Origin of the sequence: Nonomuraea salmonea (assembly GCF_042428605.1) — a bacterium.
In the GTDB taxonomy this organism is placed as follows: Bacteria; Actinomycetota; Actinomycetes; order Streptosporangiales; family Streptosporangiaceae; genus Nonomuraea; species Nonomuraea salmonea.
On record NZ_JBHMCF010000011.1, the window covers coordinates 183393 to 196217 of the forward strand.

The following is a 12825-nucleotide window of genomic DNA, read 5'->3' on the forward strand; positions in this document are numbered from 1 at the left end:
ACTATATTGTTTCCTTCCTCGACCACCATCGAGGCGGAGGCAACCGTGCTGCAGGTGGCTGGCGTTCTCAAGGCGTTCCAGGGTGTCACCGCCCTCGACCACGTCACCCTGTCCGTACGCGCCAGCGAGGTGCACGCCCTCATCGGCGGCAACGGCGCGGGCAAGTCCACCCTGGTGAAAGTGCTCTCCGGCGTCTACCCGCCCGACGCGGGCGAGCTGCGCTTCCTCGGCGAGCCGGTGCGCTTCGCCGGGCCCGCCGACGCCAGGAAGGCCGGCATCGCCACCATCCACCAGGAGACCAACCTCGTCCCCACCATGAGCGTGGCCCGCAACCTGCTGCTCGGCAGGGAGCCGCGGGGGCGGCTCGGGCTGATCGACTCCGCCGCCGTGCACGCCAGGGCCGCGGAGGTGCTGGCGGCGTACGGGCTGGAGGTGGACGTCCGCCGCCCGCTCGGCTCGCTCGGCGAGGGCGCGCGGCAGATCGTCGCGCTCGCGCGGGCCGCGTCCGCCGACGCCCGCCTGGTCATCATGGACGAGCCCACCACCGCGCTCGACCACGGCGAGCTCGAGGTGCTGTTCGGCGCGGTGACCCGGCTGCGCGAGCAGGGCCGCTCGGTCATCTACGTCACCCACCGCCTCGAGGAGCTCTACGGCATCTGCGACCGGGTCACCGTGCTGCGCGACGGCCGGGTCGTGCACACCGGGCCGCTGGCCGGGCTCGACCGGCTGCGGCTGGTCTCGCTCATGCTGGGCCGCCCCTTCCACCCCGCCGCGCCGCCCCTGCCCGCCGGCGAGCCCGACCCGCCCGGTGACGCGCCCGTCCTGGAGGCCAAGGGCCTGACCAGGCACCACATGCTCGACGGCGTGTCGCTCGCCATGCGGGCCGGCGAGGTCGTCGGCCTCGGCGGGCTGCTCGGCGCCGGACGCAGCGAGACGGCCCGCGCCATCGCCGGAGTGCTGCCGGTGGACGCCGGTCAGCTCACCGTCGCGGGCGCGCCGGTGCGCAAGTGGTCGATCAGGAGCGCCATACGCGCCGGGATCGGCCTGGTGCCGGAGAACCGCAGGACCGAGGGCATCGTGCCCACCCTGTCGGTGCGCGACAACATCGCCCTGGCCGCGCTCCCCCGCCTGTCGCGGGCCGGCATCGTGTCCGACGCGCAGGTGGACAACATCGTCGCGACCTTCATGCGGCGGCTCGGCATCAAGGCCGTCTCCCCCCGCCAGCCGGCCGGCGAGCTGTCCGGCGGCAACCAGCAGAAGGTGCTGCTGGCCAGGTGGCTGGCCATGCACCCCAAGGTGCTGCTGCTCGACGAGCCCACCAGGGGCGTCGACGTCGCCACCAAGGTCGAGATGCAGGCCCTGCTGGACGAGCTGGCCGTGGACGGCCTGGCCATCCTGCTCATCTCCTCCGACGTGAGCGAGCTGGTGGAGAACTGCGACAGCGTCGTCGTGCTGCGCGACGGGGCCATCACCGAGCAGCTCAACGGCCCCGAGGTCACCGAGGACCGCCTGCTCGCCGCCCTCGCCAAGGACTAGCAGGCCAGGGATTAGTAGACCAGGGACTAGTAGACCGAGACGTGCGGGTGGTCGTAGTGGTTGGCCGTCGTGCCGCCGCGGTCCGACATCACCCGCCACACGCCCGTCCTGGCGTGCCAGATGCGCTGGCGGTAGATGACGTACATGATGCCGAGCCGCTTCGCGTTCTTGATCACCCAGGCGGCGATCTCGTCGCCGCGCTTCAGCTCCTCCCCTGACGGCATCGCGCCGCCGCGGCTCAGCATGAAGTCGCAGGCCCGCCCGAGCGGATGCTCGCCGCCGTCCTGGATCGGCCGGTAACACCCGATCCCGTACGGCACCTCGAACCGCTCCTGGATGAGCTGCCTGACCAGCCGCATCCTGGGCGTGATGTTGTCGGGCCCGTCCGGCAGCTGCGGCACCCACGTGCCGTCGGGACGCCGCACCCCCGGCGCCGTGTAGAGCAGGTCGATCCTGTCCTTGATCTTCTCGATCTGCTTCTCGGCCTTCTTCTTGCGCCGCTCCAGCTCGCCGACCGTGCGCTTCAGCTCCTCGGCCTTGGCCGCCGCCTCCTCCTCGGCCCGCGCGCGGGCGTCCCTGACCTGAGCGTGGCCGCGCAGCCTGGCGTCCTGGCCGTCGATGAGGTGCTGGGAGAGCGCCATCCTGTTCAGCAGTCGCGCGGGGTCGCCGCCGCTCTGCCCGCTGACGAGGATGGCGAGCGGTCCCGGCGTGCCGCCCATGTACTCCGCCGTCGCGATGGCCCGCAGCTCCGTCGAGTGGCGGTCGTAGGTCTCCTGCGCCTCTGCCAGCCGCTCGCTCGCCTTCTTCGCCTCCTTGTCCGCCTGCTGCTGGGCGACGCGGGAGGCGTAGTAGTCGGTGATGAGCTTGTCGGCGTCCTTCTGCATCGTGGCCAGCTCCTTCTTGAGCTGCTTGGCCGTCGGCTTGGGCGCGGCGTGCGCGGGGACCGCGGTGACCAGCAGCAGCTGGGCGAGGACGATGCAGAGCAGGGACGTACGGACGGGGGAGGCTTCCGCCACGCTTCTCCTTACCCCGGGCCACAGGGCAGGATCCGGGCATGAGCGGTTCAGGCCGGGGGTCGCCCTCTATTCGACGCACGATAGTAGAGGATCAAGCCTCCCCACCCGCAAGTCACGATATTTCGTGATCACGGCCTTTTCGTACTCTGCGGACCACGATGTGCCGTCCGAGCAGCACCGAGCCCGGCACCACCACGAACCCCAGCAGGCTGGTGCCCAGGCCGAGCCCGATGTCGGCGTCCACGAGCCGGTCGCCGCCTCTCAGCACCGGCAGGCCGAGCGAGACGCTCACCGAGACCGACAGCAGCGGCTCCCGTTCGCGGGGCGGGTCCGGCTGGTTCGTCGCGGGCGGCGGCTCCTGATTGCCCGGCGGGTCGGGCGGGTCGCCGGCAGGGGGCGGCGGGGTCGGCCGGACGGTGGTGGGCGCCGCGGTCGTCGGGGGCCTCCTGGTGGGGCCGCTCGTCGTGGTCGGCCTGCGGGTCGGCTCTCTGGTGGGCCTCGTGGTCGTGGGGCGCTGCGTGGGTCTGGAAGCCGTACTGGTCGGCTGGGCGGTCGGCCTGCTGGCCCGGGGAGGCGCGCTGCCCGCCGGGCGGCCCGCCGGCGGCGTCACCACGGCCGACTCACTCGCAAGAGGGAGCTCCTCGGTGCGCGTCGGCTCCGTGCTCGGCCCCGTCGTCGGTGTCGTCGTCGGGGTCGTCGTCGGGGTCGCGGCCTGCTCCGGCGGCTCAGGCGAGGAGGGCGCCGGCGTGACCGGCGGGGCCACGCTGGGCGGCGGCACGGCCACGCTGCGCGGCGCGGGCGCGTCGCCCAGGATCGCGAACGCCGACACCACCGCGGCGGCCGTCGCCACCACCAGGCCGCCGGTCATGGCGAGCTTCCCGGCCGGCGACAGCGCGTTGTGGAACAGGCTCGTGCCCGTGCCAGGCTCGGGGGCGGGCGGCGGGTTGGGCAGCAGCCCGGCCAGCGGCACGGCCAGTAACGCCAGGGTCGCGCGGCCACGGGCCTCCCAGTCGTCCCCGTACGCGGTGCGCGCCGTCTCCTCCAGCTCCTCCAGGAACGACAGCGCCGACTCCGGCCGCCGTGCCGGCTCCTTGGCCAGGCCGTGCTCGATCAGCGGGCGCAGCGGCGCCGCGATGTCGTCGATCGGCGGCGGCAGGTGCTGGTGCTGGTAGGCGAGGGCGGCGATGTTCTCGCCGTGGAAGGCGCGGTGGCCGGTCAGGCACTCGTAGAAGACGAGGGTGGCGGCGTAGACGTCGGTGGCGGGCCCGGCCGGGGCCTCGTCCCACTGCTCGGGCGCCATGTACGACGGCGTGCCCGCCAGCGCGGCCGTCTCCCCGACCTTGGCCGCCACGCCGAAGTCGACGAGCTTGCTGTCGCCGTCCTGGGTGATCATCACGTTCTCTGGCTTGAAGTCGCGGTGCACGACGCCGTGCCGGTGCGCCTCCGCCAGGCCGAGCAGCGAGCCCTTCAGCACCGCCAGCGCCGCCTGCGGGCCCGTCGCGCCCTCGCCGGCCAGCAGCCGCCGCAGCGTGAGACCGTCGACCAGCTCCATCACGATGACCGCGTCGTCGTCGCCCTCGACGTAGTCGAGCACGCGCGCGGTGTGCGGGCTGTCGATCTCCTGGATGAGCCGCGCCTCTTCCCTGAACCGCGCCACGAACGCCTCATCGTCGCGCAGCGGCTCGGCGAGGTGCTTGATCGCGACCTGTGAGCCGTCGGAGTCTCGGACGGCGAGCATCACGCGGCCGGTCCCGCCGTGACCCAGTTCCCGGATCTCCGTGTAGCCGGGAACCTCCATGGAGCCCTCCTGACCGGATAAAGATCCTTATAGGGGGACGCTAACCTGACGTCACCGGACGTGTCGACCCCCTTCACCACAGTGATCGGATCGGTATGGACACTATGCCGCGTAGTAGCCCACGGACCCCTCGGCCAACGGCGCCGGGGCCCGTGCCCGCCGAACCTTCTGTGCGGCGGTCCCACCTTGCGCGCCGGCTCTCCTGTGGCTCGGCGAACCCATCGCGTAGTAGGTCGCGTCGCGCCAGGAGCGCATGAGGACGCTTCAGGTGCGCAGGCGGCGGGCCACCGCGCCCGTGCCCAGGGCGAGGGCCACGCCCAGCAGGATGAGCAGGGCGAAGACCAGCGTCTCGCGCCACGGCCAGGCGCCGCCGCGCAGCTCGACGTCCATCACCGGGTACTCCAGCGTCTTGGCGGCGAAGCGGGCGGTCGGCACGTCGTAGGTGCGGGCGATGTCGCGGATCACCGCGTCGAAGGCGAACTCGTCGGCCGGGTGGACGTACTCCGGCCTTCCCGTGCCCGCCGCCTGGGCGCGGGCGGCTTCGTGGCCCGGGACGAGGAGCCGGTCGAGGTCGCCGGACGCGGCGGCCAGGGTCCTGCGGGGGACGAACGTCAGGCCGTGCTCGGAGCGGATGGGGCCGTCGCCCACCGCGATCGTGTGCCCGACCACGGACTGCTCGGTGTAGCCGTTGAACACCGACGCCAGCTCCAGCTCCCCGGCGCCCTCGACGAGCTGGACGCCGATGGCCGACGGGCGGGTCTGGTAGGAGGAGTTGAGCGGGGCCACCAGATCCGCCAGGTCCAGCCCCTGGACGGGCATGCGCGCGGGCGCTCCCGGCGAGTAGTGCCGCCAGTGCACGGCGTCGGCCGCCTGGCGGGCCGTGTCCATGTCGGCCAGGCGTTCGACGATGCGCAGGGCGCCGTCGATGGCCGACAGCACGCCGGCCGCGGTGATCACGTCGCCGTCGTCCACGTACCGCAGGCCGCTCTGCCACTTCACCGCCGGGAAGTCCGCGCGCAGGCCGCGCATGCGCAGCCAGTGCGAGGTGGCGGGGCGGCCGTCCAGCAGGCCGCTGCGGGCCAGCGCACGCGCGCCGTTGCAGACGCTGACGGTCAGCGCGCCGGCCGCCGACTGCTGCCTGAGCCAGGCGTTGATGGCGGCGAGCTCGGCGGGCTCCGGCTGCTCCATGGCGGGGACGAGCACGGCGTCGAGCGTGTCGCCGCGCCCGGTGAGGAGCTGCCGTAACTCCTCGAACGTCAGGTCGGGGACGACGTCCAGCCCGCCGGTCAGGGTGATCAGCCGGGGGCCCGCGGAGACGACGTAGGTGTTGAAGCGGCCGGTGCTCGCCAGCACCTCGTACGGGCCCAGCAGGTCGGCGGCGTTGGTGCCGTTGCCGCCGGTGAGGAAGGCGACGGTGGGCTTGGCCGGGTCGTGGGGCTTGGCGGCGGGCTCGGCGGAGACGGCGTCGGGGCGTGCCCGGTAGATGTCGCCGAACCTGCCGATCGTGCTGGCCGCCGACACCCCGGCCGGCACCAGCAGCGCGACCAGGACGACCGCCGCCGTTCTGACCCACCTGCCCCGGACGGTGAACCGGCGCCTACGGACCTTCTCGTCGCGCCGCCCGCCGCGCGCGTCCCCCGGCGCATCCCCACGCATGATCGCCCCTTTTCCCGGCGCCTGTGAGCCTCACCCGAGATGGTGTTCGACCAGTGCCTTGGGGACAAGGACATGAACCGGACATCCAGCGGGCATTTCCGCTGGTACGACCTCAGGCAGCCGGAAGCGCAGAGGAGGCCGCCGCCTCAGGTGCGGGGGTGGCGGGTGGATGCGCGAAGGTAACCGCCGAAGGCGCGAGCGCAGCGGCCGGAGGGGCGGGGGTGGTGGTGAGAAGGCGGTGGACTTCGCGGGCGGCCATGCGGCCGGCGCGGTTGGCGCCGATCGTGCTGGCCGAGGGGCCGTAGCCGACCAGCTGCACCCTGGGGTCGCGGACGACCCGCGTGCCGTCGACGCGGATGCCGCCGCCCGGCTCCCGCAGGCGCAGGGGTGCGAGGTGGTCGAGCGCCGAGCGGAACCCGGTGGCCCAGACGATGGTGTCGCAGGCCAGGAACGTGCCGTCGTCCCACTCCACGCCGGTCTCGGTGATGCGGCGGAACATCGGGCGCCGGTGCAGAGCCCCCTTGGCCAGCGCCTCACGGACGACCGTGCTGTAGGTGAGCCCGGTCACGGCGACGACGCTCTGCGGCGGCAGCCCGGCGCGTACGCGGTCCTCCACCATGGCGACGGCTTCGCGCCTGGCGTCCTCGCCGAAGTCGTCGTCACGGAAGACGGGTGGCCGCCGCGTCACCCACGCGGTCGCGGCGGCCACCCCCGCGATCTCCGACAGGACGTGCGCCGCCGATGTCCCGCCGCCCACCACGACCACCCGCCGCCCCGCGAACTCCGCCGGCCCCCGATAGTCGGCGTAGTGCAGCCGGCGGCCGGCGAACGTGGCGGCCCCCGGGTAGTACGGCCAGTAGGGACGGGTCCACGTACCGGTCGCGTTGACCAGCGCGGCGGCGGACCACTCCCCCGCGTCCGTCGCGACGAGCAACCGCCCCCTGGCGCCCTCGCGCACGGACGTGACCCGCACAGGACGCACGACGTGCAGCCCGGCCGCCCGCTCGTAGGCGTCGAAGTACGCGGGCACGACCTCGGCGGCGGGCCGCACCCCGCCGCCGTCCGCGGGCTTGGGGTGGCCCGGCAGGTCGAAGATGCCGTGCACCTTGTCCATCGTCAGCGAGGGCGACCGGTGCCGCCACGCCCCGCCGGGCCCGTCCTCCGCGTCGAGCACGACGGCCTCGACCCCGAACCGCCGCAGAAAGTACGCACTGGACAGGCCGGCCTGCCCGGCCCCGATGACGACGACCGCACTCTCCTCCACGCTCACCCTCAACCACCCCCACCCGGTCCCTCTTCCCGCCACCGGCGAAAACTCGAAACGGTTTCGCCAGGAGCAGCCCGTCCGCGAATCCCGGAGCAGTGTGGCCGGGCGCAGAATCACCAGGTCAGAAGAGCCGAGACGGTATGGGAAGAAGTTCTGAAGGACCGAAACTTTTCGGCGGAAGAGTCAGAGGTGACCCTGCCAAGAAAGCAGGGTCGATCTCGCCAAGGAGCGGAGGCGAACCACCGCCGCCCGGCAACCGCCGAAATCGGCGTCTGGTAGCGGGCGGGAAGGGGATTCGAGACGAACATCTACCTCCTCACCTCTCCGCGGCCAAAAGCCGGGGAGAGATGAGGAGGTAGGTCAGAGGCGGTGGGGGACGGGGGCGGTGGAGCCGCGGACCACCAGTTCGGTGGCCAGCTCCACGTGGTGGGAGTCCACGCGTTCGCCTTCCGCCAGCCGCAGGGCCGTGCGGAGGGCCGCCTGGCCCATCTCGCGGAGCGGCTGCCGGATGGTGGTCAGCGGGGGCGAGGTGACCTTGGCGATCTGGGTGTCGTCGAAGCCGACGATGCTCAGATCCTCCGGGATGCGCAGCCCGCGCTCCCGCGCCGCCTCCATGATGCCGACGGCCATCTCGTCGCTGCCGGCGAAGATGGCGGTCGGCGCGTGGGGCAGGTCGAGCACGGCGGCTCCGCCCTCGACGCCGTCCTGGTAGTGGAAGTGGCTGGAGCGCACGTAGCCGGGCAGCACGGGCGCCCCCTCGGCCTCCATGGCGGCCCGGTAGCCGTGCAGCCGCGCCTGGTTGCACGCGGCGGTGGCGGGCCCGCCGACGTAGGCGATACGCCGGTGGCCGAGCGAGAGCAGGTGCTGGGTGGCGGCCAGCCCGCCGGCGAAGTTGGTGGAGCCGATGCTGGTCACCCGGGTGCGCGGCAGGTTGAGCGGGTCGATGAGGACGAGCGGCAGCCGCGCCCGGTTGAGCGCGGCGGGCTGCCCGGCGGTCAGCTCGCTGGTGACGGCGATCAGCGCGCGCCGCCCTGCGGCGACCAGGCCGCGCGCCCAGGCGGTGGTGCGGGCCTGGCCGCCCCTGATGCTGACCACGATGCCGACCCCGGCCTCGGCCCCGGCCTCGACGGCGCCCTGGATGATCTCCGTGGAGTAGGCGTTGAGGTCGGTGTCGAACTGCACCTCGACGATGCCGAGCCCGGCCTGCTCGCGGCGCGGCGCCGGGGCGACGTAGTCGTGCTGCTGCAGCAGCGACTGCACGAGCGAGCGGGTGGCCGGCGAGACGTCGCTGCGGCCGTTGAGCACCTTGGAGACGGTCGCGACCGACACCCCTGCGGACGCCGCGACCGTCGCGAGCGTGGCACGTCTAGGACTGGGCGGCATCTGCACCCCCTTGCCGAGACTGCCCGGCGGCCGCGCCGGCGCTCACCTCCGCGGGTGTGACGAGCCGGCGGTCGTGGCCGACGTGGCGGGTCCGGCCGGTCAATCGTACGACGGCGCGGCACGGCAGGTCGGCGGCCGACGTGCCGGCCAGCACCTCGATGTCGCCTGGTTCGACGACGCGGCGCAGGTCGCGCCCGGTGAAGGCGGTGCGGTCGGCGTGTATGCGGAAGGTGACGTCGGCGCTTTCGCCGGGTTCGAGCGGAACTCTGGCGTAGCCGGTGAGCTGCTGGACGGGTCTGGTGACCTGGGCGACGAGGTCGTTGAGGTAGAGCTGGACGACCTCCTCGCCGGCCCGCCCGCCGGTGTTGCGCACGGTGACGGTGGCGGTGAACTCGCCGTCGGTGGGCACCTCGGTGGCGCTGAGCCGCAGGCCGGTCACCTCGAAGGTGGTGTAGGAGGCGCCGTGGCCGAAGGGGAACAGCGGGGTGGGGTCGAGGTTGCTGATGCCGTGGCTGTCGGTGCCGAGCGGCGGCTGCAGGTAGGTGCCGGGCTGGCCGCCCGGCACGCGCGGGATCTGCACGGGCAGCCGCCCGGTGGGCTGGACGCGGCCTGACAGCACGCCGGCGATGGCGGCGCCGCCCTCCTCGCCGGGCATGAACGCCTGGACGAGCGCGGCGGCGCCGTCGCGGATCTCGCCCAGCGCGTACGGCCGTCCGGAGACCACGACGACGACCACGGGCGTGCCGGTGGCGGCCAGCTCGGCGAGCAGGTCGGCCTGCACGCCGGGCAGCCGCAGGTCCTCGGCGTCGCAGCCCTCGCCGGAGGTGCCCTGCCCGAACAGCCCGGCCAGGTCGCCGACCACGGCCACGCACACGTCGGCGTCGCGGGCGGCTTCGACGGCGGCGGCGAAGCCGGAGCGGTCGTCGCCGCGCACCTCGCAGCCCTTCTCGTAGCGCAGCTCGGCGCCGGGCAGCTCGGCGGTGAGCGCGTCGAGCACGGTGGGCGCCTCGATGCCGAGGCCGAGTCCGGGGTGGCGGGGCAGCACGTGGTTGGGGAAGGCGTAGCAGCCCATGAACGTGCGGGGGTCGTGGGCGGCGGGCCCGACGACGGCGACGCGGCGCGGCGCGGCGCGGCCCTCACCGAGCAGCGGCAGCGCGGTGCCGGCGTCGAGCAGGATGATCGAGCGCTCGGCCAGCTCTCTGGCGAGTGCGCGGTTGGCGGGCGAGTCGAGGTCGACGTCCGCGGCGCCGGCGACGGACTGCTCGGGCGTCCACCCGGGGTCGAGCAGCCCGAGCTCGACCTTCTGGGTGAGCAGGCGGCGCACGGCCCGGTCGATGAGCTCCTCGTCCAGTTCGCCGCGGCGTACCCGGTCGGCGAGGTCCTGGCCGAAGCCGAGGGTGTCGGGCAGCTCGACGTCGATGCCGGCGGTGAGCGCCTGCACGCCGGCCTCGCCGGTGTCGGCGGCGACGCGGTGCATGGTGGTCAGGAACGGAACCGCCCAGTAGTCGGAGACGACGGTGCCGGTGAAGCCCCAGTCGTCGCGCAGCACCTCGGTGAGCAGCCACGGGTCGGCGCCGGCGGGGACGCCGTCGACGTCGGAGTAGGAGTTCATCACCGAGCGGGCGCCGCCGAGCGCGATCGCGGTCTCGAAGGTGGGCAGGATCATGTCGAGCAGCTCGCGCCTGCCCATCGGCACGGGCCCGTGGTTGCGCGCGGCGCGGGAGGCGGAGTAGCCGGCGAAGTGTTTGAGCGTGGCGATGATCCCGGCGTTCTCCAGCCCGCGTACGTAGGCGGCGCCGAGCGTCGCGACCAGGTACGGGTCCTCGCCCATGGTCTCCTCGACCCGCCCCCACCGGTAGTCGCGCACGACGTCGAGCACCGGCGAGAGCCCCTGGTGCACGCCGACGGCCCGCATGTCGCGGCCGATGGCGGCGGCCATGCGCTCGACCAGGCCGGGGTCGAACGTGGCGGCCCAGGCGATGGCGGCCGGGTAGACGGTGGCGCCGTAGGCGGTGAAGCCGGTCAGGCACTCCTCGTGGACGATGGCGGGGATGCCGAGCCGGGAGCGTTCGATCACGATCCGCTGCTGGCGGACGACCTCGGCCGCGCCTTCTTCCGGCGTGACGGGGACGCTGCCGTGGACGCGGGTCAGGTGGCCGAGCCCGTGCCGGGCGGCCTCCTCCAGCGGGATGGTGCCGGAGGCGGCGAAGACGTCCTGCATGGGGGCCACGTTGAGCGGCTCTGCGCCCGGCTCCGGCTCCTCGGCCTGGCTCATGTCGTTGCCGACCCACCTGCTGCCGAGCTGGCCGATCTTCTCCTCCAGGGTCAGCTCGGCAAGGAGGGCTTCGACTCGGTCGGCCACGGCGAGCGCCGGGTCCTGCCACGGGCGCAGCGCCCGGTTCGCCGTGGGGGTCCGATCTAGAGCCGTCATGTACTGCGCTCCTTAAAGAGGTGCGGTCTTTTCGTAACTTTTCGAAGACGTTTCGCCAGCGGTGCCGACCTCGGCGCGTGACCGTCGCTGTCCCAGACCTCCAGCTAAGAGCACGCGCGGTAGTACCTTACACGCGCCTCATCAGAACGCCAGATGTTTGTCTGATCGACAACCTCTTGACACCACTATTCCCGAAACCTAGATTGGCGACCCCCGCGGTCATGTCGAAAATGTTTCGATGAGCTGACACTAGGAGGAGTGGAAGAGTGGCACTAAGGTGCCAATCCACGACCGCCGGCCATCGCATCCGATGATCAACGAGCCGCGACCCCCAGCCCGCGGCACTCACGTACGGAGATCAGCGTGGAGTCCAGGACTACCTCTCGCCGCAACTTTCTCAGCCTCGTCTCCATGGGTGTCCCCCTAGGAGCAGCGCTTGCCGCCTGTGGCGGCACGGGTCCCACCCAGACGGGCGCCGGTGGCGACCCCGGCGCCGGCGCGACCGCCGGTGGCGGCGGCGCCAACAGCGCCACGTACTGGTACCTGTCGACGCAGCCCCAGGAGGGCGTGCGCACCAGGACGATCGAACGGCACAACAAGGCCAACGCCAACGGGACGATCACCGGCACGACGTTCCAGAACGACGCCTTCAAGACCAAGATCAAGACGGCCATCGGCGCCGGCCAGGCCCCCACCCTCATCTGGGGCTGGGGTGGCGGCACCCTGCGCAGCTACGTGCAGGCCGGCCAGGTGGACGACCTGACCGACTGGTTCGAGCAGAACCCGGCCGTCAAGGACAAGCTGTTCCCGTCCTCCTTCGGCGCCGCGACCATCGACGGCAAGATCTACGCGATGCCGTGCGAGACCCTGCAGCCGATCGTCCTCTACTACGACAAGCGGGCCTTCGACAAGATCGGCGCGCAGCCGCCCCAGACGTGGGGCGACATCCTCGACCTGGTGCCCAAGTTCAACGCCAAGGGCATCGCGCCGTTCTCGTTGGGCGGCCAGTCGCGCTGGACGAACATGATGTGGCTGGAGTTCCTCTTCGACCGCATCGGCGGCCCCGAGGTCTTCCAGGCCGTGTTCGACGGTGAGAAGGACGCCTGGTCCAACCCGGTCGCGATCCAGGCGCTGGGCGAGATGCAGAAGCTGATCAAGGCCGACGGCTTCGTCAAGGGCTTCTCCTCCATCACCGCCGACTCCAACGCCGACCAGGCCCTGCTCTACACCGGCAAGGCCGCCATGATGCTGCACGGCGGCTGGACGTACGGCAGCATGAAGGCCGACGGCGGCGACTTCGTCTCCGGCGGCAACCTGGGCTACATGAACTTCCCGCCGGTCGACGGCGGCAAGGGCGACCCCGGCAACACCGTGGGCAACCCCGGCCAGTACATCTCCATCTCCTCCAAGGCCACGCCGGAGCAGAAGGAGATCGCCAAGAAGTTCTTCGCCGGTGCGCTGATCGACGACACCGCGGTCAAGGAGTGGGTCGGCACGGGCGCCGTCCCGATCATCAAGGGCGCGGACAAGGAGTTCGCGAACTCCGAGGACAAGGACTTCCTGGGCTTCGTCTACAACATCGCGGTCAACGCCAAGACCTTCGGTCAGTCCTGGGACCAGGCGCTCAGCCCGACGGCCGCCGAGGTGCTGCTGGACAACATCGCCAAGCTGTTCCAGCTGTCCATCTCGCCCGAGGAGTTCGCCACGAACATGAACGCGGTCATCGGCAAGTGAGCGC

The 12825-nt window shown here is 72.3% G+C and carries 8 protein-coding genes; 2 read left to right on the forward strand and 6 right to left on the reverse strand.

Features of this window, described 5'->3' with window-relative positions:
• The first annotated feature begins 45 nt into the window (after nucleotides 1–45).
• Nucleotides 46–1536: a sugar ABC transporter ATP-binding protein gene (locus tag ACFFR3_RS11360; RefSeq protein WP_379483067.1), complete on the forward strand. Its 1491-nt coding sequence runs from the start codon at nucleotides 46–48 to the stop codon at nucleotides 1534–1536.
• A 26-nt stretch (nucleotides 1537–1562) separates the two neighbouring features.
• On the opposite strand, the gene ACFFR3_RS11365 is transcribed toward ACFFR3_RS11360, so the two are convergent.
• The 6 genes from ACFFR3_RS11365 to ACFFR3_RS11390 all read right to left on the reverse strand — a co-directional run bounded on the left by ACFFR3_RS11365 (nucleotide 1563) and on the right by ACFFR3_RS11390 (nucleotide 11087).
• Nucleotides 1563–2552 (reverse strand): coiled-coil domain-containing protein, encoded by a 990-nt coding sequence (locus ACFFR3_RS11365; RefSeq protein WP_345403234.1) that lies wholly within the window; start codon nucleotides 2550–2552, stop codon nucleotides 1563–1565.
• A gap of 112 nt (nucleotides 2553–2664) precedes the next feature.
• Nucleotides 2665–4350: a serine/threonine-protein kinase gene (locus ACFFR3_RS11370; protein WP_379483068.1), complete on the reverse strand. Its 1686-nt coding sequence runs from the start codon at nucleotides 4348–4350 to the stop codon at nucleotides 2665–2667.
• A 264-nt stretch (nucleotides 4351–4614) separates the two neighbouring features.
• Complete coding sequence (locus ACFFR3_RS11375; protein WP_379483069.1) at nucleotides 4615–6006, reverse strand: DJ-1/PfpI family protein; 1392 nt, start codon at nucleotides 6004–6006, stop codon at nucleotides 4615–4617.
• 112 nt (nucleotides 6007–6118) lie between these two features.
• Entirely contained in the window at nucleotides 6119–7276 is a 1158-nt protein-coding gene (locus tag ACFFR3_RS11380; protein WP_379483070.1) for an FAD-dependent oxidoreductase, read from the reverse strand.
• Between the two features lie 357 nt (nucleotides 7277–7633).
• On the reverse strand, nucleotides 7634–8656 hold the full coding sequence (locus tag ACFFR3_RS11385) for a LacI family DNA-binding transcriptional regulator (RefSeq protein WP_364384867.1): 1023 nt from the start codon (nucleotides 8654–8656) through the stop codon (nucleotides 7634–7636).
• Entirely contained in the window at nucleotides 8640–11087 is a 2448-nt protein-coding gene (locus tag ACFFR3_RS11390) for a beta-xylosidase/alpha-l-arabinosidase (RefSeq protein WP_379483071.1), read from the reverse strand. Before ACFFR3_RS11390 ends, ACFFR3_RS11385 begins: the two co-directional genes overlap by 17 nt.
• A gap of 411 nt (nucleotides 11088–11498) precedes the next feature.
• Between ACFFR3_RS11390 and ACFFR3_RS11395 the strand changes: the two genes are divergently transcribed.
• Nucleotides 11499–12821 carry an extracellular solute-binding protein gene (locus tag ACFFR3_RS11395; RefSeq protein ID WP_364384861.1) on the forward strand — a complete coding sequence of 441 codons (1323 nt, stop codon included), beginning with the start codon at nucleotides 11499–11501 and terminating at the stop codon, nucleotides 12819–12821.
• The last annotated feature ends 4 nt before the right edge of the window (nucleotides 12822–12825 follow it).